The sequence below is a fragment of the Luteimonas wenzhouensis genome, from assembly GCF_007859305.1.
GTDB lineage: Bacteria > Pseudomonadota > Gammaproteobacteria > Xanthomonadales > Xanthomonadaceae > Luteimonas > Luteimonas wenzhouensis.
Genome location: NZ_VOHE01000002.1, coordinates 162,148 through 186,462, shown reverse-complemented (window position 1 = coordinate 186,462; position 24,315 = coordinate 162,148). Strand labels below are relative to the sequence as shown.

21 protein-coding genes are annotated in these 24,315 nt (G+C 71.7%); 19 read left to right on the top strand and 2 right to left on the bottom strand.

Going from position 1 to position 24,315, the window contains the following annotated elements; all coding sequences use genetic code 11:
• Positions 1–171 precede the first annotated feature (171 nt).
• The 10 genes from FQY79_RS04285 (at position 172) to FQY79_RS04240 (ending at position 13,678) form a co-directional block, all read left to right on the top strand.
• Positions 172–1,260, top strand: a complete 1,089-nt coding sequence (locus tag FQY79_RS04285; protein WP_146311146.1) for an aldose epimerase family protein — start codon at positions 172–174, stop codon at positions 1,258–1,260.
• Between the two features lie 59 nt (positions 1,261–1,319).
• Positions 1,320–2,126: an SDR family NAD(P)-dependent oxidoreductase gene (locus FQY79_RS04280; RefSeq protein WP_146311144.1), complete on the top strand. Its 807-nt coding sequence runs from the start codon at positions 1,320–1,322 to the stop codon at positions 2,124–2,126.
• A 251-nt stretch (positions 2,127–2,377) separates the two neighbouring features.
• Positions 2,378–3,382 (top strand): AraD1 family protein, encoded by a 1,005-nt coding sequence (araD1, locus tag FQY79_RS04275; RefSeq protein WP_146311143.1) that lies wholly within the window; start codon positions 2,378–2,380, stop codon positions 3,380–3,382.
• Between the two features lie 20 nt (positions 3,383–3,402).
• Positions 3,403–4,839 (top strand): aldehyde dehydrogenase family protein, encoded by a 1,437-nt coding sequence (locus FQY79_RS04270; protein ID WP_146311142.1) that lies wholly within the window; start codon positions 3,403–3,405, stop codon positions 4,837–4,839.
• Between the two features lie 80 nt (positions 4,840–4,919).
• Complete coding sequence (locus tag FQY79_RS04265; protein ID WP_246122996.1) at positions 4,920–5,888, top strand: ABC transporter substrate-binding protein; 969 nt, start codon at positions 4,920–4,922, stop codon at positions 5,886–5,888.
• A gap of 85 nt (positions 5,889–5,973) precedes the next feature.
• The gene (locus FQY79_RS04260) at positions 5,974–7,467 is read left to right on the top strand and encodes a sugar ABC transporter ATP-binding protein (protein WP_222434242.1); all 1,494 of its coding nucleotides are present in this window, start codon (positions 5,974–5,976) and stop codon (positions 7,465–7,467) included.
• A complete protein-coding gene (locus FQY79_RS04255; RefSeq protein ID WP_146311138.1) occupies positions 7,467–8,531 on the top strand; it encodes an ABC transporter permease in 1,065 nt (354 codons plus the stop codon). The genes FQY79_RS04260 and FQY79_RS04255 overlap by 1 nt, the downstream gene beginning before the upstream one ends.
• On the top strand, positions 8,528–9,556 hold the full coding sequence (gene yjfF, locus FQY79_RS04250; protein ID WP_146311136.1) for a galactofuranose ABC transporter, permease protein YjfF: 1,029 nt from the start codon (positions 8,528–8,530) through the stop codon (positions 9,554–9,556). The genes FQY79_RS04255 and yjfF overlap by 4 nt, the downstream gene beginning before the upstream one ends.
• Positions 9,549–11,534 (top strand): glycoside hydrolase family 97 protein, encoded by a 1,986-nt coding sequence (locus FQY79_RS04245; protein WP_146311134.1) that lies wholly within the window; start codon positions 9,549–9,551, stop codon positions 11,532–11,534. The genes yjfF and FQY79_RS04245 overlap by 8 nt, the downstream gene beginning before the upstream one ends.
• A 38-nt stretch (positions 11,535–11,572) precedes the next feature.
• Complete coding sequence (locus tag FQY79_RS04240; protein WP_146311132.1) at positions 11,573–13,678, top strand: glycoside hydrolase family 43 protein; 2,106 nt, start codon at positions 11,573–11,575, stop codon at positions 13,676–13,678.
• A gap of 101 nt (positions 13,679–13,779) precedes the next feature.
• Here the strand turns inward: FQY79_RS04240 and parE are convergent, their stop codons facing one another.
• A complete protein-coding gene (gene parE, locus FQY79_RS04235) occupies positions 13,780–15,669 on the bottom strand; it encodes a DNA topoisomerase IV subunit B (protein ID WP_146311842.1) in 1,890 nt (629 codons plus the stop codon).
• A 177-nt stretch (positions 15,670–15,846) separates the two neighbouring features.
• On the opposite strand from parE, the gene FQY79_RS04230 reads away from it, so the two are divergent.
• From FQY79_RS04230 to truD, 9 genes are all read left to right on the top strand, one after another.
• Positions 15,847–16,260 carry a globin family protein gene (locus tag FQY79_RS04230; protein WP_146311130.1) on the top strand — a complete coding sequence of 138 codons (414 nt, stop codon included), beginning with the start codon at positions 15,847–15,849 and terminating at the stop codon, positions 16,258–16,260.
• A 104-nt stretch (positions 16,261–16,364) separates the two neighbouring features.
• On the top strand, positions 16,365–18,044 hold the full coding sequence (locus tag FQY79_RS04225; RefSeq protein ID WP_146311128.1) for a CTP synthase: 1,680 nt from the start codon (positions 16,365–16,367) through the stop codon (positions 18,042–18,044).
• A gap of 100 nt (positions 18,045–18,144) precedes the next feature.
• Entirely contained in the window at positions 18,145–18,978 is an 834-nt protein-coding gene (gene kdsA / locus FQY79_RS04220) for a 3-deoxy-8-phosphooctulonate synthase (RefSeq protein ID WP_146311126.1), read from the top strand.
• 169 nt (positions 18,979–19,147) lie between these two features.
• Positions 19,148–20,434: a phosphopyruvate hydratase gene (gene eno / locus FQY79_RS04215; RefSeq protein ID WP_146311124.1), complete on the top strand. Its 1,287-nt coding sequence runs from the start codon at positions 19,148–19,150 to the stop codon at positions 20,432–20,434.
• Positions 20,435–20,444: 10 nt separating this feature from the next.
• Positions 20,445–20,771, top strand: coding sequence for a cell division protein FtsB (gene ftsB / locus FQY79_RS04210; protein ID WP_146311122.1), 327 nt, complete (start codon positions 20,445–20,447; stop codon positions 20,769–20,771).
• A complete protein-coding gene (gene ispD / locus FQY79_RS04205) occupies positions 20,768–21,493 on the top strand; it encodes a 2-C-methyl-D-erythritol 4-phosphate cytidylyltransferase (RefSeq protein WP_146311120.1) in 726 nt (241 codons plus the stop codon). The genes ftsB and ispD overlap by 4 nt, the downstream gene beginning before the upstream one ends.
• Positions 21,490–21,942 carry a hypothetical protein gene (locus FQY79_RS04200; RefSeq protein ID WP_146311118.1) on the top strand — a complete coding sequence of 151 codons (453 nt, stop codon included), beginning with the start codon at positions 21,490–21,492 and terminating at the stop codon, positions 21,940–21,942. Before ispD ends, FQY79_RS04200 begins: the two co-directional genes overlap by 4 nt.
• 2 nt (positions 21,943–21,944) lie before the next feature.
• Positions 21,945–22,418, top strand: coding sequence for a 2-C-methyl-D-erythritol 2,4-cyclodiphosphate synthase (gene ispF, locus FQY79_RS04195; RefSeq protein ID WP_146311840.1), 474 nt, complete (start codon positions 21,945–21,947; stop codon positions 22,416–22,418).
• The gene (truD, locus tag FQY79_RS04190; protein ID WP_146311116.1) at positions 22,415–23,491 is read left to right on the top strand and encodes a tRNA pseudouridine(13) synthase TruD; all 1,077 of its coding nucleotides are present in this window, start codon (positions 22,415–22,417) and stop codon (positions 23,489–23,491) included. Before ispF ends, truD begins: the two co-directional genes overlap by 4 nt.
• 163 nt (positions 23,492–23,654) lie before the next feature.
• Here truD and FQY79_RS04185 read toward each other — a convergent pair whose 3' ends face one another.
• A complete protein-coding gene (locus tag FQY79_RS04185; RefSeq protein WP_146311114.1) occupies positions 23,655–24,215 on the bottom strand; it encodes a Smr/MutS family protein in 561 nt (186 codons plus the stop codon).
• Positions 24,216–24,315 lie beyond the last annotated feature (100 nt).

Sequence of the window (24,315 nt, the reverse complement as noted above, 5' to 3'; positions counted from 1 at the left end):
TAACCTTCTAATGAATTTATGGCCCAGATGAATATGAAAGCGGATATGTTTTGCGGGACCCCCGCGAGGCATTCGATCTGGCCTTGCACCGATCCCAAAAGCGGGATGGCAGGCCTGCCGGGACGCCCCTAAGCTGCCGCGCGGCGGAGGGTCCGCCGCACGGGAGCAGGCATGGGCGGCATCCGGAACTTCGGACGGCTCGACGATGGGCCGGCGGTCGGCGCATATGCGATCGGCGATCCGGCGCAGGTGTCGGCGGAAATCCTCGACCTGGGCGGGATCCTCGCGCGGCTGCGCGTTCCCGGCGAGCGGGGCGCGGTTGACGTGGTGCTCGGCCTCCCCGACGCGCGCTCCTACGCCGTTGATCCGGCGTATCTCGGGCAGCTGGTCGGCCGCTACGGCAACCGCATCGCCGGCGCGGCGTTCGTGCTCGACGGCCGGCACTACAGGCTCGATGCCAACGAAGGACCCAACCAGCTCCATGGCGGCGCCACGGGCTTCGGCCGGCGGCTCTGGAGCGTCGCCTCGCATTCGGAGGAGGCGCTGTCGCTGTCGCTGCGCTCGCCGGCGGGCGAGGGAGGCTATCCGGGCAACCTCGAGGTGGTGGCCACCTACCGTGCCGAAGCGGACGGACTGAGCCTGGTGTTCGAGGCGCGGTGCGATGCGCCGACGCCGTTCAATCCGACCCACCATCCCTACTTCAACCTCGCCGGCGACCGCGGCGTGCCGGCCGCGGCCCAGTGGCTGCAGGTCCCCGCGTCGCACTTCCTGCCGGTGGACGCGGCGCTGATCCCGCTCGGCGGCGTGGCGCCGGTGGACGGGACGCCATTCGATTTCCGCGTTGCGCGCCCGCTCGCCGGCGCCGCGCCGCATCCGCAGCTCGAGGCCGGCGGCGGCTACGACCACTGTCTCGTGCTCGACGCCGCGCGCGGCTTCACCGCGGCGCTGTATTCGCCGCACAGCGGGGTGGCGATGCGCCTGGACGCCGACGCGCCCGCGCTGCAGTTCTACGGTGGCCAGGGGCTGGCGCGCCAGCATCCGGGGCTGGGCGACGGCATCTGCCTGGAACCGCAGGACTACCCGGACGCGCCGAACCGGCCCGGGTTCCCGCCGGCGATCCTCGCGCCCGGCCAGCGCTACGTGCGCAGGATCCGGTACCGCTTCGCCCGTCCCGGGCGCGGGCGTGGCTGGGACGAGGTCGCGCGGGCGCTCCGGCTCGACCAGCCCGGCCTTGGCAGCGACGACGCGTCGCCCGCATAGTCGGGCGGACGCCACCTTCCATGCCGGCCGCATGGCCGGCCACGCATCGAGGAATACGCATGGCGACAACCCAATCCACGCACGACGCCCGGCGGATCGGCGAACAGGCCTGCTACCCGAACCTCGCCGGACGCCGCGTGTTCATCACCGGCGGCGGCAGCGGCATCGGCGCGGCGCTGGTGGAGGCGTTCGCGCGCCAGGGCGCGCGGGTGGCGTTCGTCGACATCGCCACCGCGTGCAGCGAGGAGCTGGTGCGCTCGGTCGAGTCGGCGGGCGCGCCGCGCCCCTGGTTCCGCGCCTGCGACGTGACCGACGTGGCGGCGCTGCAGCAGGCCATCGCCGACGGCGCCAGCGCGCTGGGCGGCGACTTCCACGTGCTGGTGAACAACGTCGGCAGCGACGACCGCCACCGGCTCGAGGAGATCACGCCCGAGTACTGGGACCGGCGCGTGGCGATCAACCAGCGGCCGGCGTTCTTCGCGATCCAGTCGGTGGTGCCGGGCATGCGCCGGCTGGGCGGCGGTTCGATCATCAACCTCGGTTCGACCGGCTGGCAGTGCAAGACCGGCGGCTACCCGGTGTACGCCACCGCCAAGTCGTCGGTGAACGGGCTGACCCGCGGCCTGGCGCGCGAGCTGGGCGCCGACCGCATCCGCATCAACGTGGTCACTCCCGGCTGGGTGATGACGCAGCGCCAGATCGAACTGTGGCTGGACGAGGCCGGCGAGGAAGACCTCAAGCGCAACCAGTGCCTGCCGGACAAGGTCTGGCCGGACGACATCGCCGCGATGGTGCTGTTCCTGGCCTCGGACCAGGCGCGCGCGATCACCGCCCAGGAATTCGTGGTCGACGCCGGTTGGACCTGAGCGGCGGTCGGGGATGACCTCCTTCCCCCGCAGGCGGGGGAGGCAGCTGCCGGGCGGTCGACCTTCCCCCGCATGCGGGGAGGGAGCCGTCCAACGGGTGGGCAGGGAGCGCGCGGGCGGAACGGAACAGGCGGTCCGCAGCCTGGCTCGGTATGCCCCTATCCATATCGATTTCCCTCTGAATCGAATTGGATGGATATCCCTCGCCCCGGCAGAATGGGCGTGGCATTCCTAGCAGGACCGCTCAGCAGATGCGATTGATCCAGCTGAAGGACGGGGCCGACGTGCGCGTCGGCATCGTCGAGGAGGACGGCCGGCACGTGCGCGTGCTCGGCGGCGTGGATGGCACCTGGGCCCTGGCCCGGGCCGCGATCGGCGCGGGGAGGAGCCTGGCCGAGGCGGCCGGAGCGCTCCCGGTCCAGGCGCGGCTCGAGTACGCGACGCTGCTCGCCGAGCGGCGCGTGCTTCCTCCGCTGCACCATCCCGACCCGGCGCACTGCATGGTCAGCGGCACCGGCCTGACCCACCTTGGCAGCGCCGCGGCGCGCGATGCCATGCACCAGAAGCTGCAGCAGCAGGCGGAGGAGGGCAGCCTCACCGACTCGATGCGCATGTTCCAGTGGGGCGTGGAAGGCGGCATGCCCGCGCCCGGCGAAGTCGGCGCCCAGCCCGAGTGGTTCTACAAGGGCGACGGCTCGATCGTGGCCGCGCCCGACGCCGAACTCGACTCGCCCGAGTTCGCCCTCGACGGCGGCGAGGAGCCCGAGCTCGTCGGCCTGTACGTCATCGACGACGCGGGCGTGCCGCACCGCCTCGGCTTCGCGATCGGCAACGAGTTCTCCGATCATGTGACCGAACGCCAGAACTACCTGTACCTGGCGCACTCCAAGCTGCGCGCCTGCGCGATCGGCCCCGAGCTGCGCGTCGGCGAGCTGCCGCGCGACCTGCGCGGCACCAGCCGCCTGCTGCGCGACGGCGCCGTGGTCTGGGAGAAGCCGTTCCTCACCGGCGAAGCCAACATGTGCCACTCGCTGGAGAACCTGGAGTACCACCACTTCAAGTACGCCGCGCACCGGCGCCCGGGCGACGTGCACCTGCACTTCTTCGGCACCGCCACGCTGAGTTTCGCCGACGGCGTGCGCACGCAGCCGGGCGACGTGTTCGAGATCGACCTGCCGGAGCTGGGCGCACCGCTGCGCAACACGCTGCGCAGCGTTCCGGCCGGCTTCCGGCCAGGCGGGGTGCGCCCGCTCTAGGCGCACGGGAGGGCCCCCACATGGAACAGCATTTCCGCAGCTACGTCGGCGGCCAGTGGGTCGACGGCAGCGGCAGCCACACCGACGAGAATCCCGCCGACCTGGCCACGCCGGTCGGCCGCTACGGCGTGCTCGACGCGGCGGCGACGGCGCAGGCGGTGGATGCGGCGGCCGCGGCGCTGCCGGCCTGGTCGCTGTCCAACCCGCAGCAGCGCGCCGACATCCTCGACTTCGTGGGCAGCGAGATCCTCGCCCGCAAGGAGGAGCTGGGCCGACTGCTCGCGCGCGAGGAGGGCAAGACCCTGGCCGAGAGCATCGGCGAGGCCACGCGCGCCGGGCAGATCTTCAGGTTCTTCGCCGGCGAGGCGTTGCGCATCCCCGGCGAGAAGCTGGCTTCGACCCGTCCCGGCGTCGAGATCGAGATCACCCGCGAGCCGGTCGGCACCGTCGGCATCATCGCGCCGTGGAACTTCCCGCTGGCGATCCCGGCCTGGAAGATCGCCCCGGCCCTGGCCTACGGCAACACCGTGGTGTTCAAGCCGGCGGAGATCGTGCCCGGCTGCGCCTGGGCGCTCGCCGAGATCCTCTCGCGCGCCGGCCTGCCCGACGGCGTGTTCAACATGGTCCTGGGCAGCGGCCGCACGGTCGGACAGGCCCTGGTCTCGCACCCGAAGCTGGACGCACTGACCTTCACCGGCTCGGTGCCCACCGGCCGTGCCCTGCTGAAGCAGGCCGCGGAGCGGGCGCTGAAGGTGCAGATGGAGATGGGCGGCAAGAATCCGCTCGTGGTGCTGGCCGACGCCGACCTCGACACGGCGGTGGAATGCGCGGTCAATGGCGCGTTCTTCTCCACCGGCCAGCGCTGCACGGCCTCGAGCAGGCTGATCGTCGAGTCGGCGGTCCACGACGCCTTCGTCGAACGGATGCAGGCCCGCCTCGCGCAGCTGAAGGTGGGCGATCCGCTCGATCCGTCCGTGCACATCGGGCCGGTGGCCAGCGGCGCCCAGCTCGAGACCGACCTGTCCTACATCCGGGCCGGGCACGAGGACGGCGGCGAGCTACTGGCCGGGGGCGCGCGCGTGGACTGTGCCACCGAGGGCCACTTCCTGGCGCCGACCCTGTTCGCGGCCCAGCCGTCGCACCGGATCGCGCGCGAGGAGATCTTCGGCCCGGTCGCGGCGGTGCTGCGCGCCGACGACTACGAGCACGCGCTGGCGCTGGCCAACGACACCCCGTTCGGGCTGTGCGCGGGGATCTGCACCACATCGCTGAGGCACGCCTCGCATTTCAGGCGCCACGCCCAGGCGGGCATGGTCATGGTGAACCTGCCCACGGCCGGGGTGGATCCGCACGTGCCCTTCGGCGGCCGCAAGGCCTCGAGCTACGGCCCGCGCGAGCAGGGCCGCTACGCGGTGGAGTTCTACACAACGGTCAAGACCGCCTACATCGCCCCCTGAGGGCGGGCCCGGTGCCGGCACGCCCCGGCGCATGGCAACATGCTTGGTAGCGCAAACATCAAGATGGCGTACGGGAGGAGATGATGCGGAAGGTTTCTGGAGTGCTGGCGCTGCTGTGCGCCGCGATGCTCGCCGGCTGCGGCGGCGGGGAGGGAGGCGGCGCCGGCGACTCGATCACGGTCGGTTTCAGCCAGGTCGGCGCCGAGAGCGAGTGGCGCACCGCCAACACGCGCTCGGTCAAGGAGGCGCTGGCCCCGCCGGAATTCAACCTGCGCTTCTCCGACGCGCAGCAGAAGCAGGAGAACCAGATCAAGGCGCTGCGCTCGTTCATCGCCCAGGGCGTGGACGTGATCGCCTTCTCCCCGGTGGTCGAGACCGGCTGGGACACGGTGCTGCAGGAGGCGAAGGCCGCCGGGATCCCGGTGGTGCTGACCGACCGCGCGGTGAAGGTGTCCGACGAGTCGCTGTACGCGACTTTCATCGGTTCGGACTTCGTCGAGGAAGGCCGCCGCGCCGCGCGCTGGGTGATCGAGGACAGCGAGGGCAAGCCGGGCCCGATCCGGATCGTCGAACTGCAGGGCACGGTCGGTTCGGCCCCGGCCAACGACCGCATGCGCGGCTTCAAGGAAGTGATCGGGGAAGACGACCGCTTCGTGATCGTGCGCTCGCAAAGCGGCGACTTCACCCGGGCCAAGGGCAAGGAAGTGATGGAGGCCTTCCTCAAGGCCGAAGGCGGCAACATCGACGTGCTCTTCGCGCACAACGACGACATGGCCATCGGCGCGATCCAGGCGATCGAGGAAGCCGGCCTCAAGCCCGGCACCGACATCCGCATCGTGTCGATCGACGGCGTGCGCGGCGCGTTCGAGGCGATGAAGGCCGGCAAGCTCAACGCCACGGTCGAATGCAACCCGCTGCTCGGCCCGCAGCTGGCGCAGCTGATCCGCGACGTGCACGCCGGGCGTGAAGTGCCCCGGCGCGTGGTGGTGGAGGAGGGCGTGTTCACCCAGGACCAGGCCGAGGCCGAACTGCCCAACCGCAAGTACTGAGCCCGGCCCCGATGCGTCGCTGTCGCCTGACCCGCACGCCGGCCCGGTGCCGGCGCGCGCAGCCGCATCCGCGGGGGACGTGGCGGTGAGCCACGTGCTGCACGCGCAGGGCCTGCGCAAGCGCTTCGGCGCCACCGTGGCGCTCGACGGCGCGGGCCTGTGCCTGCGCGCCGGCGAGATCCACGCGCTGATGGGCCAGAACGGCGCCGGCAAGTCGACGCTGATCAAGCTGCTCACCGGGGTCGAGCGCCCCGACGCCGGCACCGTGGAACTGGACGGGCGCCCGATCGCCCCGTCCAGCCCGCTCGAGGCGCAGCGCGAGGGCATCAGCACCGTCTACCAGGAGGTCAACCTCTGCCCGAACCTGTCGGTGGCGGAGAACCTGCATGCGGGCCGCTATCCGCGCCGCTTCGGCCTGATCGACTGGCGCCGGGTGCGCGCCGGCGCGCGGGAGCTGCTGGCGCAGCTGCACCTGGACCTCGACGTGGACCGGCCGCTGGCCTCGTACCCGGTCGCGATCCAGCAGATGGTGGCGATCGCGCGCGCGCTGGGGGTGTCGGCGAAGGTGCTGATCCTCGACGAGCCCACTTCGAGCCTGGACGAGGGCGAGGTGCAGGAGCTGTTCGCGGTCATGCGCCGGCTGCGCGAGCAGGGGATGGCGATCCTGTTCGTCACCCACTTCCTCGACCAGGTGTACGCGGTCTCCGACCGGATCACGGTGCTGCGCAACGGCACGCTCGTCGGCGAGTACACGCCCGGGGAGCTGCCGCAGGCGGCGCTGGTCAAGGCGATGGTGGGGCGCGACGTGGCGCTGGCCGAAGGGCGCGCCGACCATGCCGACATCCCGGCCGATGCGCCGGTGGTGCTGGAGGCGCGCGGACTGGCGCGCCGCGGCGCCCTGCATACGGTGGACCTGCAGGTGCGCGCGGGCGAGGTGGTGGCGCTGGGCGGCCTGCTCGGCTCGGGCCGCACCGAACTGGCGCGGCTGCTGTTCGGCCTGGATCGCGCAGACGAAGGCACGCTGCTGCTCGAGGGCGCGCGCGTGGACCTGCGCCATCCCGCCGACGCGGTGGAGCGCGGCCTGGCCCTGTGCCCGGAGGAGCGCAAGACCGAGGGCATCGTTGCCGAACTGTCGGTGCGCGAGAACATCGTGCTGGCCCTGCAGGCCCGGCGCGGCTGGTGGCGCGCGCTGCCGCGGTCCCGGCAGGACGAACTCGCCCGCCACTACGTCGAGTTGCTGGGCGTGCGCACGGCCGGGATCGAGACGCCGGTGGGCGCGCTGTCCGGCGGCAACCAGCAGAAGGTGGTGCTGGCGCGCTGGCTGGCCACCCGGCCGAAGCTGCTGATCCTGGACGAGCCGACCCGTGGCATCGACATCGCCGCCAAGCAGGAAATCATGGGCGAAGTGGTGCGCCTGGCGCGCGAGGGCATGGCGGTGCTGTTCATTTCCGCCGAGCTCGAGGAGCTCACCCGGCTGGGCGACCGCATCGTGGTGCTGCGCGAGCGGCGCAAGGCGGGCGAGCTGCCCGGCGGCAGCGAGGGCGCCCGGGTGCTCGACCTGATCGCGGGACACGCCTGATGGCAACGACCGATCCAGACGCGCAGGCGCCGCTGCCGCTGCATCGCAGGATGCTCGCGCATCCGCTGTTCTGGCCGCTGCTGGCGCTGGCCCTGCTGCTGCTCGGCAACGGCCTGCTCAACCCGGGCTTCCTGGCGCTGGAATGGCGCGACGGACGCCTGTACGGCAACCTGGTCGACATCGCCAACCGCGCCGCGCCGCTGGTGCTGGTGTCGATGGGCATGACCCTGGTGATCGCGGCGCGCGGCCTCGACATTTCCGTGGGCGCGGTCCTGGCGATCGCCGCCACCGTCGCCGCCTGGACCATCGGCCGCATGACCGCCGGCGGCGGGACGGGCCTGGCGCCGCTGTTCGCCGCGATCGGCGCGGCGCTGGCCACCGCGGCGCTGTGCGGGCTGTGGAACGGGGTGCTGGTGGTCAAGGTCGGGATGCAGCCGATCATCGCCACCCTGATCCTGATGGTGGCCGGACGCGGTGTCGCCCAGCTCATCAGCGGCGGCAACATCCTCACCATCTACTACCCGCCGTACTCCTTCCTCGGCACAGGCTTCCTGTTCGGGCTGCCTTTCCCGCTGTACGTCGCCGGCGCGCTGTTCGTGGTCCTGGCGCTGCTGCTCGACCGCACCGCCCTGGGCATGTTCATCCGCGCCATCGGGCACAACCCCGCCGCCGCGCGCGTGGCCGGGGTGCGTGCCCGCGCGATCACGCTGTGGCTGTACGTGTTCAGCGGCTTCTGCGCCGGACTGGCGGGCCTGCTGGTCAGCTCCAACGTGGCCAGCGCCGACGCCAACAACGCCGGCCAGCTGCTCGAGCTCGACGCGATCCTGGCCGTGGCGCTGGGCGGCACCGCGCTGGCCGGGGGGCGCTTCAGCCTGGCCGGCAGCCTGGTCGGCGCGCTGATCATCCAGACCCTGACCACCACCATCTACGCCATCGGGGTGCCGCCGCAGGTGAACTACGTGGTCAAGGCGCTGCTGGTGGTGGCGGTGCTGCTGCTGCAGTCGCCGGAGTTCCGCGCCAGGGTGCGGGCGCTGGCGCGGCGCCCGGCGAGGGGGGGCGCATGAGCGCGGTGTCGCTGCGCGCGCTGTTGCGGGGCGGCGGCGTGGCGCGCCTGTGGCGCGATCCGCGCTACGCGTCGCTGGCGGTCACGGTGTCGCTGTTCGTCGCGATGTCGGTGGCCGGCGGCGTGCTGTACGACGGTTTCCTGCGCCCGCAGGTGTTCCTCAACCTGCTGATCGACAACAGCTTCCTGCTGATCGTCGCGGTCGGCATGACCTTCGTGATCCTGACTGGCGGCATCGACCTGTCGGTGGGCGCGGTGATCGCCTTCAGCACCGTGCTGCTGGCCAGCCTCGTCCAGCACCACGGCTGGCATCCGCTGCCGGCGATCGGCGCGGTGCTGGTGCTGGGCACCGGGTTCGGCGCGCTGATGGGGGTGCTGATCGAACGCTACCGACTGCAGCCGTTCGTGGTGACGCTGGCCGGCATGTTCCTGGCGCGCGGCGCGGCCACGCTGGTGAGCGTGGACTCGATCGGCATCGACCACGCGTTCCACGTGGCGGTGGCGAGCCTGCGCATCCCGCTGGGCGGGCGCACCTCGATCTCGGCCGGCGCGCTCATCGCCCTGCTCGTGGTGGCCGTGGGCGCGCTGCTGGCGGCGAAGACGCGCTTCGGTCGCACCGTGTACGCGATCGGCGGCAACGTGCAGTCGGCGCACCTGATGGGCCTGCCGGTCGAGCGCACCCTGGTGCAGGTGTACGCGCTCAGCGGCTTCTGCTCGGCGCTGGCCGGGGTGGTGTACACGTTCTACATGCTCAGCGGCTACAGCCTGCACGCGACGGGGCTGGAACTGGACGCGATCGCCGCCGTGGTGATCGGCGGCACGCTGCTCGCCGGCGGAAGCGGCTACGTACTGGGCACGGTGTTCGGCGTGCTGGTGCTGGGCCTGATCCAGACCCTGATCGCGTTCGATGGCACCCTGAGCTCATGGTGGACCCGGATCGCGATCGGCGTGCTGCTGCTGGCGTTCTGCCTGCTGCAGCGGCTGCTGGCGCGCACCGGTCCCGCGGGCGGTGGCGGTCATGGGTGAGCGGGTGCCACGCCGCCGCCTGGAGGCGCGCGCCCTGCGCGTCCTCGCCGCGCTGGCCCTGCTGGGTGCCTGCCTGCCGCTGATCGCCGCAGACGCGGTGGCGCCTGGTGACGTCGCCAGCCCTGACGGCCGCCTGCGCGTGGAAATGTCGCTCGACGCCGAAGGCAGGCCCACCTGGCGGCTGCTGCGCCAGGGCCGCGAGGTGGTCGCGCCCTCGCCGCTGGGCATGGTGGGGGAGGGCGTGGACCTGTCGCGGGCCCTGGCCTTCGCCGGGGCCGATGCGGTGGAGCCGGTGGCCGACGACTACGAGCTGCTGTCGGGCAAGCGTCGCCACAACGCATATCGCGCCAATCGCCGCGTGTTCCGCTGGCGCGATGCGCAGGGAAACGAACTCGTCGTGGCCTGGCAGGTCTCGAACGACGGCGCCGCCTTCCGCTACGAGCTCGAGCGCGAAGTACCGGGCCTGCGCACCTGGACGCGCGATGCGGCGACCTTCCGCCTGCCGTCCACCGCCCACGCCTGGCTGCAGCCGCTGGCCGAGCCCAAGACCGGCTGGGGGCGCACCAACCCGTCCTACGAGGAGGACTACTTGCAGGACGTGCCGGTGGGCACGCCGAGCCCGATGGGCCATGGCTGGGTGTTCCCGGCGCTGTTCCGCAGCGGGGAGGACTGGATCCTGCTCAGCGAGGGCAGCCTGCGTCGCGGCGACGCCGGCAGCCGCCTGGACGACGGCGCGCGTCCCGGCGAATACGTGCTCGCCTTTCCCGACGAACGCGAGGCGCTGCCGGGCAAGCCGGCGCTGCCGTGGATCGAATCGTTCCCCTGGCGTTCGCCCTGGCGCATCGTGGCGGTGGGCGACCTGGCCACCGTGGCCGATTCCACCCTCGGCACCGACCTGGCCGACCCGCCGGCGGTGGCCGCGCCCTCGGTGCCGGGCAAGGCGTCGTGGAGCTGGCCGCTGCTGGGCGACGACCACACCGTGTTCGAGGTGCAGCGGCAGTTCGTCGACTACGCCGCGCGCATGGGTTGGCGCTACACCCTGGTCGACGGGCTGTGGGACACCCAGATCGGCGAGGACAAGCTCGCCGAACTGGTGGAGTACGCGCGCGGCAAGGGCGTGTCGATCCTGGTCTGGTACAACTCGGCCGGCGACTGGAACGAAGCGCCGCAGACGCCCCGAAGCCGGCTGCTCGACCACGCCAGTCGGATGCGCGAGTTCGACCGGCTCAAGGCCATGGGCGTGGCGGGGCTGAAGGTGGACTTCTTCGGCGGCGACGGCGCCTCGATGATCGCCTACTACCTGGACCTGCTGGCGGACGCGGCGCCCTACGGCTTCCAGATGAACTTCCACGGCTCGACCCTGCCGCGCGGCTGGCAGCGCACCTGGCCGCACCTGCAGACGATGGAGGCGGTGCGCGGCCTGGAGTTCGCCACCTTCGAGCAGGCCAATGCCGACCGGATGGCCGTGCACGCGGCCACGCTGCCGTTCACGCGCAACGTGTTCGACCCGATGGACTTCACCCCGGTGGCGATGGCGAAGCTCAACGACCGGGTGCAACGGCGCACCAGTCCGGCGTTCGAGCTGGCCCAGTCGGTGCTGTTCGTCTCCGGCATCCAGCACTACGCCGAGACGCCCGAGGGCATGGCCCAGGTGCCGGACTACGTGCGCGGTGTCCTCGCAGGCCTGCCGGAGGTGTGGGACGACAGCCGCTTCCTCGACGGGTACCCGGGGAAGTACGCGGTGTTCATGCGCGAGGGCGGCGGCCGCCGGTACGTGGCCGGGATCAATGCCGGACCCGGGCCGCGGACGATCACGCTGGATGCGCAAGCGCTGGGCGGCGGCACCCTGCGCGGCGCGCTGGTCACCGACGGCGGCGATGCCCCTGGCTTCGCCCTGCGGCAGGTGGAGCTGGCGCCGGACGCGCCGCTGGACCTGGAAGTGCCCGAGGCCGGCGGATTCGTGCTGCAGCTGGACTGACGCAGCGGCGCGGGCCGCGCCGCGCGGGGAGGTGATCGATGGTGTGGGCGCGACTGTTGCTGATGCTGTTCCTGCTGGCCGTCGGCGCACCGGCCCGCGCGGCGACGGCCACGTGGACCGCCGACAACGGCAACGGCACCTACACCAACCCCCTCTTCTACGACGAGTTTTCCGACCCGGACCTGATCCGCGTCGGCGACTGGTTCTACCTGACCGGCACCACCATGCACGCGGTGCCGGGCCTGCCGGTGCTGCGCTCGCGCGACCTGGTGAACTGGGAATTCGTGTCGTACGCGCTGGCGGAATTCCCTCCGGGCCCCGAATACCGCCTGGAGGAAGGCAGGGACCTGTACGGCCAGGGCATCTGGGCACCGGTACTGCGCCATCACCATGGCCGCTTCCACATTTTCGCCAACATCAACGAGCGCGGGCTGCACGTGTTCACCGCCGAGGATCCGGCGGGGCCGTGGGCGCACACGGTGATCGACCGCAACCTGCACGACCTGTCGGTGCTGTTCGACGACGACGGCCGGGTGTGGGCGGTGTTCAACTACAACGAGGTGCGGTTGGTGGAGCTCAAGCCGGACCTGTCGGGCGTGGTCGAGGGCAGCGAGCGGGTGATCATCCCGGCCGGCCACGGCATGGGCGAGGGCCACCACTTCTACAAGATCGATGGGCGCTACTACATCATCAGCGCCAACTACGCCCCGGTCGGGCGCATGCAGGCCGCGCGCGCCGACCGCCTGGACGGCCCCTGGGAGACGGTCGCCATTAGCGCCAGCGAAACCATGGGCTTCCAGCGCGGCTGGTGGGAGGACAGCGTGGGCCAGCGCTCGCCGATCCCGGCCGACGGCGCCCGGTTCTCGCACCGCAAGCCGGGCGACAACGAACTCGGCGCGGTGCCGCTGCACCAGGGCGGGATCGTGCAGGCGCCCGACGGCAGCTGGTGGGGTTTTTCGATGATGGACCTCAAGTCCATCGGCCGCACCACCTTCCTGTCGCCGGTGACCTGGCACGAAGGCTGGCCGTACTTCGGGCTGCCCGGCAACCTCGGCCGCTCGCCGCGGACCTGGGCCAAGCCGCAGGTGGGTGCGGATGTCCGGCCCCGTGCGCCGTACGCGCGCAGCGACGAGTTTTCCGCCGCGCAGCTGCAGCCGGTGTGGCAGTGGAACCACCAGCCGCGGGCGGGCAAGTGGTCGTTGCGCGAGCGCCCGGGATACCTGCGCCTGCATACCCTGCCCGCGGCAGGCTTCCTGCATGCGCGCAACACGCTGACCCAGCGGGTGGTGGGGCCGGAGGCGACCGCCACCGTCGTGATGGATGCTTCGGGGCTGCAGCCGGGGGATATCGCCGGCCTCGGCCTGCTTAACATGCCGGCCGCATGGCTGGCGGTGGCGCGGGAAGACGGCCGGCACGTCCTGCGCTGGTATGCGCAGCACGGGGACCGGCGCGTCGACGTGCCGCTGGAGCAGGCGCGGGTGCACCTGCGCGTGCGTGGCGACCACGACCAGGACCTGGCCTGGTTCTCCTGGAGCGAGGACGGGCGCGAGTTCCACGACATCGGCGAACCGGTGCGCCTGCCGTACCAGCTCAAGACCTTCCAGGGCGTGCGCTACGCGCTGTTCGCCTTCAACCGGGAGGATCGCGAAGGCGGATACGCGGACTTCGACCGTTTCGAGCTGGTCGAGCCGCTCGCCGACCGTTCGCGCAACATTCCGCTGGGCAAGGTGGTGGTGCTGGAGAACCTGGGCGACGGCAGCGTGGCGACGGTACATCCGCTGGGCGTGGTGCAGCCGCTGCCGCCCGGCGAGGAGAAGGCGAAGTCGCCGGCCGCCCGCTTCCGCGTGCACGACCGCGGTGGTGGCCAGGTGGCGCTGGAAGCGATGGACGGCAGCGGTTTTCTGACCGTGGTCGGCATCGGCCTGTCCGCGGACGTGCGCCTGCTGCCCGAGCATCCGGTCGACAGCCGCTTCATGTGGCAGGACCTGCTGCGCGGCGAGTTCATGCTGCTGTCGATGAAGACCCATCGCTACCTGGGCATCCTCCCGCACAGCGGCGAGCCCTATGCCGCCGACCGGCCGGGTACGCGGCCCGATCGGCAGGACGGGACAGTGCTGCGGTGGCGCGTGCACGTGGGCGAGTGAGCCCGGAACCAGACTCTGCGCAGTGCCGTCGATGCGGCGGGACCGCGCGCCGGAACCGGGATGCTGCCGTCGCCCCGGGAAACGTCAATGACGCGGCCGCATCACACCTCGAGCGTGGCCAGGTCTCCCTTCTGCTCCAGCCACGCCTTCCGGTCGCTCGCCCGCTTCTTCGCCAGCAGCATGTCCATCAGCCCACGCGTCTCCACGTCGTCGTCGATGGTCAGCTGCACCAGACGGCGCGTGTCCGGGTGGATGGTGGATTCGCGCAGCTGCGCCGGATTCATCTCGCCCAGGCCCTTGAAGCGGGTCACGCTCACCTGGCCCTTGATCTTCTCGCGCCCGATCTTCTCCAGCAGCAGCCGCTTCTCCTCCTCGTCCAGGGCGTAGAACACCTGCTTGCCTACGTCGATCCGGAACAGCGGCGGCATCGCCACGAAGATGTGGCCGGCGCGCACCAGCGCGGGGAAGTGCTTGAGGAACAGCGCCGAGAGCAGGGTGGCGATGTGCAGGCCGTCGGAGTCCGCGTCGGCCAGGATCACCACCTTGCCGTAGCGCAGCCCGCTGATGTCGTCCTTGCCCGGGTCGCAGCCGATCGCGACCGCGAGGTCGTGCACTTCCTGCGAGGCGAGCACGCCGCCGGAAGCGACCTCCCAGGTGTTGAGGATCTTGCCGCGCAGCGGGAGGATCGCCTGGAAGTCCTTGTCGCGCGCCTGCTTGGCGCTGCCGCCTGCCGAGTCGCCCTCGACCAGGAACAGCTCGGTGCGCGAGAGGTCCTGGCTGATGCAGTCGGCCAGCTTGCCGGGGAGGGCGGGCCCCTGGGTGACCTTCTTGCGGACGATCTGCTTCTCGGTCTTCAGGCGCGCACTGGCGCGCTCGATCGCGAGCTGGGCGATCTTCTCGCCGAAGTCCACGTGCTGGTTGAGCCACAGCGAGAACGCATCATGCGCCGCGTTCTCCACGAACCCGGCAGCCTGGCGCGAGCTCAGCCGCTCCTTGGTCTGGCCGCTGAACTGCGGGTCGGCCATCTTCAGCGAGAGCACGAACGACACCCGGTCCCACACGTCCTCCGGCGCCAGCTTCACCCCGCGCGGCAGCAGGTTGCGGAAGTCGCAGAACTCGCGCAGCGCGTCGGTGAACCCCGTGCGCAGGCCGTTGACGTGGGTGCCGTGCTGGGCGGTGGGGATCAGGTTGACGTAGCTCTCCTGGACCAGGTCGCCCTCCGGCACCCAGGCCACCGCCCAGTCCACCACCTCGGTGTCCTTCTCCTGGCGGCCCACGAACAGCTCCGGCGGCAGCAGTTCGCGCCCGGACAGCTCGCCCTTGAGATAGTCGCGCAGCCCGTCCTCGTAGCGCCAGCTGTCGCGCTCGCCGGTGGCCTCGTCGAACAGGGTCACCGTCAGCCCCGGGCACAGCACCGCCTTGGCCCGCAGCAGGTGGCGCAGGGCACGCAGGTTGAACTTCGGGCTGTCGAAGTACTTCGGGTCCGGCCAGAAGCGCAGGCGGGTGCCGGTGTTCTTCTTCCCCACCGTGCCCACCGCTTCCAGCGGCGTGGCGCGCTCGCCGTCGCGGAAACTGATGCGGTGCTCGCGGCCGTCGCGCTTGATGTGCACCTCCACCAGGGTGGACAGCGCGTTGACCACGCTCACGCCCACGCCGTGCAGGCCGCCGGAGAAGGTGTAGTTGCGGTTGCTGAACTTGCCGCCCGCGTGCAGGCGGGTGAGGATCAGTTCCACCCCGGGGATCTTCTCCTCGGGGTGGATGTCCACCGGCATGCCGCGGCCGTCGTCGGCCACCTCGCAGCTGCCGTCCCGGTACAGCGTGACCGCGATCTCGCGCGCATGCCCGGCCAGCGCCTCGTCGACCGAGTTGTCGATCACCTCCTGGGCCAGGTGGTTGGGCCGGGAGGTGTCGGTATACATGCCCGGCCGGCGCTTGACCGGGTCCAGGCCGGAGAGGACTTCGATGTCGGCGGCGTTGTAGCGTGAATTCATCGGTGGCGGGGGCGACTGCGAGGCGCGCAGGATGCGGGCCGGGGCACGGGTGGTCAAGGATGCCCCGGCGCGGTCGCAGGAACCGGGACGCGCGCGGTGTCATTGCGGCGGATCAATGCCGGTGGCGCCCGCCGTGGCGATCCTGCCGGCTCCACGCAGGGGCGATCCGGAAGACAGATGTCCGACCAGTACCAGGACCTGCAGCAGAGCTACGGCCGCTGCCTGAGGCAGGGCGACTTCATCGAGCGATTCTACGAGGTGTTCATGGCCAGCCACCCGAAGGTCCGGGAGCTGTTCGCGACCACCGACATGGGCCGCCAGCGGCTGGCGCTGCGCCGCGGCATCAGCGTGGCGATCTTCCATGCCGCCGGCAGCCCGCTGTCGCGGCGCGCCACCGCGGAAATGGCCTGCGTCCACGCCCGCCGGGGTCGGGCGCCGGTGGACCCGGCCCTGTACCCGTACTGGATCGAGAGCCTGCTCAAGGTGGTGGCCGAGGCCGACCCGGAGGCCGACGAAGCCCTGCTGGCGCGCTGGCGCCAGGCCATGGAGGTGGTCTGCCGGACCTTCGAGCGGCATTACGAGGCGGCCTGAGCGCCCGCGCGCGGGGCCGGGAACGGGCATCGCCGGCTCCGTCAAGGGGGCGGGGCGGGGCGCCAGCCTGTAGAATGGGGCTTTCCAGCGGGTGCCCACTCCCCATGACTTCCCCCGGCTACGTCACTCCCCTCGTCTTCGTCACCGGCGGCGTGGTGTCCTCGCTCGGCAAGGGCATCGCGGCGGCGTCGCTGGCCGCGATCCTCGAAGCCCGCGGCCTGCGGGTGACGCTGATGAAGCTGGACCCCTATATCAACGTCGACCCGGGCACGATGAGCCCGTTCCAGCACGGCGAGGTCTACGTCACCGACGACGGCGCCGAGACCGACCTGGACCTGGGCCACTACGAGCGCTTCATCAACGTCCGCCTGTCGGGCAAGAATTCGATCACCACCGGCAAGATCTACGAGTCGGTGATCCGCAAGGAGCGCCGCGGCGACTACCTCGGCGCCACCGTGCAGGTGATCCCGCACATCACCGACGAGATCAAGCGCTGCATCGACGCCGCCACCCAGGGCTTCGACGTGGCCCTGGTCGAGATCGGCGGCACCGTGGGCGACATCGAGTCGCTGCCGTTCCTGGAGGCGATCCGCCAGATCCGCGCCGAGCGCGGCCCGGACAAGGCGATGTTCATGCACCTGACCCTGGTGCCCTTCATCGCCGCCGCCGGCGAGCTCAAGACCAAGCCGACCCAGCACTCGGTCAAGGAGCTGCGCTCGATCGGCATCCAGCCAGACATCCTGGTCTGCCGCAGCGAGCAGCCGCTGCCCGACGGCGAGCGGCGCAAGATCGCGCTGTTCACCAACGTGTCCGAGAAGGCGGTGATCTCGGCGGTGGACCTGGACAATATCCACAAGCTGCCGATGTGGCTGCACGCGCAGGGCCTGGACGCGCTGGTGGTCGAGCGCCTGGGACTGGCGGACAAGGCCGCCCCGGCCGACCTGTCCGAGTGGCTGGCGGTGGTGGATGCCAGCGAGCATCCGATCGACGAGGTCGACATCGCCGTGGTCGGCAAGTACGTCGACCACAAGGACGCCTACAAGTCGGTGGGCGAGGCGCTGCGCCATGGCGGCATCCGCCAGCGCACCCGGGTCAACCTGCGCTGGATCGAGTCCCAGGACATCGAGCGCGACGGCGCCGGGCGCGTGCTGGCCGGGGTCCACGGCGTGCTGGTCCCGGGCGGATTCGGCGACCGTGGCTTCGAGGGCAAGGTGCTGGCGGCGCAGTACGCGCGCGAGCAGGGCATCCCGTACTTCGGCATCTGCTACGGCATGCAGGCCGCGGTGGTCGACTTCGCCCGCCACGTGGCCGGGCTCGAGGGCGCCAACAGCACCGAGAACGACCGCCAGACGCCGCATCCGGTGATCGGGCTGATCACCGAGTGGCGCACCAGCAGCGGCGAGGTCGAGCGCCGCGACGAGAAGTCCGACCTTGGCGGCACCATGCGCCTGGGCCTGCAGGAGCAGCGGATCAAGCCCGGCACCAGGGCGCGCGAGCTCTACGGAAAGGACGTGGTCGGCGAACGCCACCGCCACCGCTACGAGTTCAACAACCGCTACCGGACCCAGCTCGAGGACGCGGGCCTGGTGATCTCGGCCAAGTCGATGGACGACCTGCTGGTGGAGATGGTGGAGCTTCCGGACCATCCCTGGTTCATCGCCTGCCAGGCGCACCCGGAGTTCCTGTCCACGCCGCGCACCGGCCATCCGCTGTTCGTCGGCTTCGTGCGCGCGGCGCGCGAGCACAAGGCCGGGGGCAAGCTGCTCAAGGAAGCCAAGGCCTGAGTCCTGGCGGTCCCGCCGGTGCGGGACGACCCGGCGCGCCCGCGCCGTCCCCTGTCCGGACCGCGTTCCGTCGCGGGCCGCCACAACCCGAGGTGTTGCCATGGAACTGTGCGGATTCAAGGTTGGCCTCGACCAGCCCCTCTTCCTCATCGCCGGCCCCTGCGTGGTCGAGTCCGAGCAGCTGCAGCTGGACGTCGCCGGCCGGCTGAAGGAGATCACCGGCCGGCTGGGGATGAACTTCATCTTCAAGTCCAGCTTCGACAAGGCCAACCGCACCTCGGGCAGCAGCTTCCGCGGCCCGGGGATGGAGGAGGGCCTGCGGGTGCTGGCCGAAGTCAGGCGCCAGGTGGGCGTGCCGGTGCTCACCGACGTGCACGAGTACACCCCGATGGACGAGGTGGCCGCGGTGGTCGACGTGCTGCAGACCCCGGCGTTCCTGGTGCGCCAGACCGACTTCATCCGCAAGGCCTGCAGCGCCGGCAAGCCGGTCAACATCAAGAAGGGCCAGTTCCTCTCGCCCTGGGACATGAAGCCGGTGGTGGAGAAGGCGAAGTCGACCGGCAACCAGCAGATCCTGGTCTGCGAGCGCGGCGCCAGCTTCGGCTACAACAACCTGGTCAGCGACATGCGCTCGCTGGCGGTGATGCGCGAGACCGGCTGCCCGGTGGTGTTCGACGCCACCCACTCGGTGCAGCTGCCGGGTGGCCAGGGCACCAGTTCCGGCGGCCAGCGCGAGTTCGTGCCGGTGCTGGCGCGCGCCGCGGTGGCGGTGGGGGTGTCGGGCCTGTTCGCCGAGACCCACCCGGATCCGTCGAAGGCGCTGTCCGACGGCCCCAACGCCTGGCCGCTGGGCCGCATGCAGGAGCTGCTGGAAACCCTGCTCGAGCTCGACGCGGTCACCAAGCGCCGCGGTTTCGCCGAACAGTCGCTCTAGCCGGGCCCCGCGGCCGGGCGGGAGGCGGCCCGGCCGGCGTCCCCAGCCGCGGCAACGCTTTCCCCGGCAACGATCCGCCGGCGCGGCCGCCCGGCGGCCCGGGCCGGCAGGACGCGCCGCGCTCCGCTAAACTCGCGACCGACTCCACCCACCGGATGTTTGTGCCTACATGACCAGCATCGCCAAGATCCACGCCCGCGAAATCCTCGACTCCCGGGGCAACCCGACCCTGGAAGCCGAGGTCACCCTCGCCGACGGCTCCTTCGGCCGTGCCGCCGTGCCATCGGGCGCCTCCACCGGCGCCAGGGAAGCGGTGGAACTGCGCGACGGCGACAAGACCCGTTACCTGGGCAAGGGCGTGCGCAAGGCGGTGGCCAACGTCAATGGCCCGATCGCCGAGGCGCTGGCCGGGTTCGACGCCACCGACCAGGCCGGTCTGGACAAGCGCCTGATCGACCTCGACGGCACCGAGAACAAGGGCCGCCTGGGCGCCAACGCGCTGCTGGCGGTGTCGCTGGCCAACGCGCACGCGGTAGCCGCCTCGCGCAAGCTGCCGTTGTGGAAGCACCTGGGCGGCGACCGCAAGCCGGTGCTGCCGGTGCCGATGATGAACATCATCAACGGCGGCGCCCATGCCGACAACAACGTCGACTTCCAGGAATTCATGATCCTGCCCGTGGGCGCGCCCTCGTTCTCCGAGGCGCTACGCGCGGGCACCGAGATCTTCCACGCGCTCAAGTCGGTGCTCAAGGGCCATGGCCTGAGCACCGCGGTGGGCGACGAGGGCGGCTTCGCGCCCGACTTCCGCAGCAACGTCGAGGCGCTCGACACCATCCTCGAGGCGATCGGCAAGGCCGGCTACAGCGCCGGCGACGACATCCTTCTGGGCCTGGACGTGGCCTCGAGCGAGTTCTTCGACAACGGCAAGTACAGCCTGGTCGGCGAGAACAAGCGCCTGACCAGCGAACAGTTCGTCGACTTCCTCGCCGACTGGGCCGCGCAGTACCCGATCGTCACCATCGAGGACGGCATGGCCGAGGACGACTGGGACGGCTGGAAGCAGCTCACCGACCGCATCGGCGGCAAGGTCCAGCTGGTCGGCGACGACCTGTTCGTCACCAACCCGAAGATCTTCAAGGAAGGCATCGACAGCGGCACCGCCAACGCGATCCTGATCAAGGTCAACCAGATCGGCACCCTGACCGAAACCCTCGAGGCCATCGCCATGGCCGACGCGGCGAAGTACGCGGCCGTGGTCTCGCACCGCTCGGGCGAGACCGAGGACACCACCATCGCCGATATTGCCGTGGCCACCACCGCCACCCAGATCAAGACCGGTTCGCTGTGCCGCAGCGACCGGGTGGCCAAGTACAACCAGCTGCTGCGGATCGAGGAGCAGCTGGGCGATGGCGCGGCCTACGCCGGCCGCGACGCCTTCGTCTCGCTGCGGCGTTGACCCCCGGGCCATGCGCTGGTTGCGCGTACTGCTGCTGGCGCTGGTGGTTCTGCTGGGCTGGCTGCAGTACCGCCTCTGGTTCGGCGAGGGCGGGACCCGCGCGGTGGAGGAGCTCCAGGCGCGAGTGGCGCAGCAGGCGCGGCAGAACGAGGGCCTGCAGCAGCGCAACGCGGCGCTGGCGGCGGAAGTGGCCGACCTCAAGTCGGGCGAGGCCGCGATCGAGGAGCGCGCGCGCAGCGAGCTGGGCATGATCCGCCCGGGCGAAGTGTTCTACCGCGTGGTCGACGACCAGCGCGACCGTCCGCAGCCGGAGCCGGACCCGGAGGGGCGGCCGTGAGCCCGGACCCGGCGCGCGGGGCCTGGGCGATCGTGGTCGCCGCCGGCCGCGGCAGCCGCTTCGGTGGCGAGCTGCCCAAGCAGTACGTCGAGGTCGCCGGACGGCCGCTGCTCGGCCATGCCCTGGACGCCGTGCTGTCGCACCCGGGCGTGCGCGGCGCGGTGGTGGTGCTGGCCGAGGGTGATCGCCACTGGCCGGGCTGGGAGCGCCTGCACGACAAGCCGCTGCTGGCCTGCACGGGCGGCGACTCCCGCGCCGGCTCGGTGCTGGCGGGGTTGCTCGCGCTGCCGCACGAGGTGCGCGCGGACGAATTCGTGCTGGTGCACGACGCGGCGCGGCCGAACCTGCGCCACGCCGACCTGACGGCGCTGCTCGAACGCGGGCGCGCCGACCCGGTGGGGGCGATCCTGGCCGCGCCGGTGCGCGATACCCTCAAGCGCGCCGGCGACGACGGCGGCATCGACGGTACCGAGCCGCGCGAACGGCTGTGGCGCGCGCTCACCCCGCAGCTGTTCCGGCGCCTGCAGCTGACGCGGGCGCTGGAAGCGGCGCGCGAAGCCGGGGTCGAGGTGACCGACGAGGCGATGGCGATGGAGCGCCAGGGCATGCGCCCGCTGCTGGTCGAGGGCGATGAGGACAACTTCAAGATCACCACCGCCAGCGATCTGGCGCGGTTTGAATTCATCCTGGCACGGCGCCAGGCAGAGGGAGACGGAGCATGAAACACATCCTGGGCGGGCTGCTGGCGCTGGCTTGCGTGGCGACACCGTGGAGCGCGGCCGGCGTACGGGAGGCGCCCGGCGACCTGCAGTCGTGCGTGGTGACGGCGACCGGTCCCGGCGACCGTCGCACCCTGGTGCAGTGGATGTTCTCGGCGATCGCGCTGCATCCGGACCTGGAAGACCTGGCCCGGGTCAGTGACGCTCGCCGCGAACAGGCCAACCGCGCCATGGGCGAGCTGATGGTGCGCCTGCTCACCGTCGATTGCGCCGACCAGGCGCGGCAAGCGTTCCGCGACGGTTCGGCCGATGCGGCGATCGGCGAGGCTTTTGGCCGGATCGGGCAGATGGCGGGCGAGGGGCTGTTCGCCGAACCCCGGGTGGCGGCCGAAGCCCAGGGCCTGATCCGCCACGTCGACATGAACCGCCTGGTGGAGCTGTTCCTGCCGTGAACATGCGCATCGGCCAGGGCTACGACGTCCATGCCTTCGGCGAAGGCGACCACGTGATGCTCGGCGGCGTGCGGGTGCCGCACGAGCGCGGCCTGGCCGCGCACAGCGACGGCGACGTGGTGCTGCATGCGCTGTGCGACGCCATGCTCGGCGCGCTGGCGCTGGGCGATATCGGCACCCACTTCCCGCCCTCGGACCCGCGCTGGAAGGACGCCGACAGCCGGGTGTTCCTGCGCCACTGCAACGCGCTGCTGCGCGAGCGCGGCTGGCGGGTGGGCAATGCCGACGTGACCGTGGTGTGCGAGCGGCCGAAGGTCGGCCCGCATGCGCAGGCGATGCGCGAGACGATCGCGGCGGACCTGGGCGTGGGGCTGGACGCGATCTCGGTCAAGGCCACGACCAACGAACGCATGGGCTTCATCGGCCGCGGCGAGGGCATCGCCGCGCTCGCCGCGTGCCTGCTCGTGGCCGCGTGAGCGAAGCCTCCGGCCCGGCGCCGCGCGCCCATGGCGGCCCGGTGCTGCGTGCGCGCCTGCGCGAGACGCCCGGGGACTTCCGGGTGGAGGAACTCGATGCGTTCGACGCCAGCGGCGGTGGCGAGCACCTGCTGCTGGCGGTGGAGAAGCGCGCGCTCAATACCGCCTTCGTCGCCCGGCGCATCGCGCGCTGGGCGGGCGTCCCCGAGTCGGCGGTGGGCTATGCCGGGACCAAGGACCGCCACGCCGTCGTTCGCCAGCGTTTCACGGTGCACCTGCCCGGCCGCGCAGCCCCGCCGCTGGAGGAGCTCGCCTTCGGCGAAGCGGATACCGGCGGGGGACTGCGCGTGCTGCACGCCGCGCGCCACGTGCGCAAGCTTGCGCGTGGCGCGCTGGCCGGCAACCGCTTCGTGCTGGCCCTGCGCCGGGTGCAGGGCGAGCCTGCCGCGATCGAGGTGCGGCTGCAGGCGATCCGCGCGCGCGGCGTGCCCAATGCGTTCGGCAGCCAGCGTTTCGGCCGCGGCGGCGGCAACGTGGCCAGGGCGCTGGCGATGTTCTCGGGCCGGCGGGTTCGCCGCGAGGAGCGTTCGATGCTGCTGTCGGCGGCGCGTTCGGAACTGTTCAACCGGGTGCTGGCGGCACGGGTGGCGGCGGGGTGCTGGGACCGCGGCCTGGATGGCGAGGTCTGGATGCTCGACGGCAGCCGCAGCGTGTTCGGCCCGGTGGCGGCCGATGCGCAGCTCCAATCGCGGCTGGAGGCCTTCGACATCCACCCGACCGCGCCGCTGTGGGGCCGCGGCGAACTGCGCAGCGCCGGGGCGGCGCGGGCACTCGAGCTCGCCGCGCTGGACGATCCGGTCCTGCGGCGCCTGCGCGAAGGCCTGGAGGCGGCCGGGCTGCGCCAGGAGCGGCGCGCGACCCGGCTGTGCGTGCGCGACCTGTCGTGGTCGTGGCCGGACCCCGCCACCCTGCGCCTCGAGTTCGCGTTGCCGCCCGGAAGCTACGCGACCAGCGTGCTCGCCGAACTGGGCGAGGTGGAGGACGTCGCGGGAGAAGGCGCGGCACCAGACTAGCCACGCGGCGGGTCCGCGTGGCCGGTCCGGCGCAGGGCGGAACGCCGGCCGGGGTTGAGGGTCGTCCACGGGAGGAGAGCCACGTCGCGGCCGGCCGGTGCCCCGGTCGCGGCAGCGCCGCGCGAGCCTTGCCGGCCGGCGCGCACGATCGCCTGCGCCGGCTTCAGCGCGAACGCAGCAGCACCAGCACCGCCCCGGTCCCGCCCTGCGCCGGTGGCGCCGAATGGAAAGCCAGCACGTCTGCGCGCTGGCGCAGCAGGCGATCGCACAGGTTCTTCAACACCGGCACGCCCTCGGAATTGAGGCCCTTGCCGTGGATGACGCGCACGCAGCGTGCACCCGCGTCGCGCGCGTCGCGCAGGAACCGTCGCAGCAGCGTCGCAGCGGCCGCGGCGGTGGCGTGGTGCAGGTCGATCTCGTCCTGCACCGCGTACTCGCCCTGGGCCAACCGCTTGAGCACGCGCGCCGACACCTGGTCGCGCCGATGGCGCAGGGTGTCGCCGGCTTCCACCGGCGCTTCGTCGAGCAGGCGCAGGAACTCGTCCCGGGCATCGGCATCGCCCAGTTCGGCCATGCGCGTGCCCGGGCGCGGCCGAGGACGCGCCGGGCGCGCCTCGACGGGCGGCAGTTCGCGCACCGGGCCGATCGCGGCGCGGAACAGCGCCGCATCGTCGTCCTCGCCCGGCGCGTGGGCTTCGTCCGGTGGTGGAGGCTTCTTCGCCATCGCCGGCAGTATGCCGCGTTCCGCCGCCCGCGGGCGACGCCGTCGCGGCATCCGGTATCATGTCGTACGACTTCCGCAGCGAGGGTGGTCCCAGAGGTTC

Excerpts from the sequence above, each read along its gene's own strand:
- FQY79_RS04240 (WP_146311132.1), top strand. The coding sequence starts at position 11,573 with ATGGTGTGGGCGCGACTGTTGCTGATGCTGTTCCTGCTGGCCGTCGGC.
- FQY79_RS04245 (WP_146311134.1), top strand. The coding sequence starts at position 9,549 with ATGGGTGAGCGGGTGCCACGCCGCCGCCTGGAGGCGCGCGCCCTGCGC.
- parE (WP_146311842.1), bottom strand. The coding sequence starts at position 15,669 with ATGAATTCACGCTACAACGCCGCCGACATCGAAGTCCTCTCCGGCCTG.
- kdsA (WP_146311126.1), top strand. The coding sequence starts at position 18,145 with ATGGAACTGTGCGGATTCAAGGTTGGCCTCGACCAGCCCCTCTTCCTC.
- FQY79_RS04255 (WP_146311138.1), top strand. The coding sequence starts at position 7,467 with ATGGCAACGACCGATCCAGACGCGCAGGCGCCGCTGCCGCTGCATCGC.
- FQY79_RS04270 (WP_146311142.1), top strand. The coding sequence starts at position 3,403 with ATGGAACAGCATTTCCGCAGCTACGTCGGCGGCCAGTGGGTCGACGGC.
- FQY79_RS04185 (WP_146311114.1), bottom strand. The coding sequence starts at position 24,215 with ATGGCGAAGAAGCCTCCACCACCGGACGAAGCCCACGCGCCGGGCGAG.
- yjfF (WP_146311136.1), top strand. The coding sequence starts at position 8,528 with ATGAGCGCGGTGTCGCTGCGCGCGCTGTTGCGGGGCGGCGGCGTGGCG.
- FQY79_RS04285 (WP_146311146.1), top strand. The coding sequence starts at position 172 with ATGGGCGGCATCCGGAACTTCGGACGGCTCGACGATGGGCCGGCGGTC.
- FQY79_RS04225 (WP_146311128.1), top strand. The coding sequence starts at position 16,365 with ATGACTTCCCCCGGCTACGTCACTCCCCTCGTCTTCGTCACCGGCGGC.
- ispF (WP_146311840.1), top strand. The coding sequence starts at position 21,945 with ATGCGCATCGGCCAGGGCTACGACGTCCATGCCTTCGGCGAAGGCGAC.
- ftsB (WP_146311122.1), top strand. The coding sequence starts at position 20,445 with ATGCGCTGGTTGCGCGTACTGCTGCTGGCGCTGGTGGTTCTGCTGGGC.
- FQY79_RS04280 (WP_146311144.1), top strand. The coding sequence starts at position 1,320 with ATGGCGACAACCCAATCCACGCACGACGCCCGGCGGATCGGCGAACAG.
- FQY79_RS04265 (WP_246122996.1), top strand. The coding sequence starts at position 4,920 with ATGATGCGGAAGGTTTCTGGAGTGCTGGCGCTGCTGTGCGCCGCGATG.
- eno (WP_146311124.1), top strand. The coding sequence starts at position 19,148 with ATGACCAGCATCGCCAAGATCCACGCCCGCGAAATCCTCGACTCCCGG.
- FQY79_RS04200 (WP_146311118.1), top strand. The coding sequence starts at position 21,490 with ATGAAACACATCCTGGGCGGGCTGCTGGCGCTGGCTTGCGTGGCGACA.
- FQY79_RS04230 (WP_146311130.1), top strand. The coding sequence starts at position 15,847 with ATGTCCGACCAGTACCAGGACCTGCAGCAGAGCTACGGCCGCTGCCTG.
- araD1 (WP_146311143.1), top strand. The coding sequence starts at position 2,378 with ATGCGATTGATCCAGCTGAAGGACGGGGCCGACGTGCGCGTCGGCATC.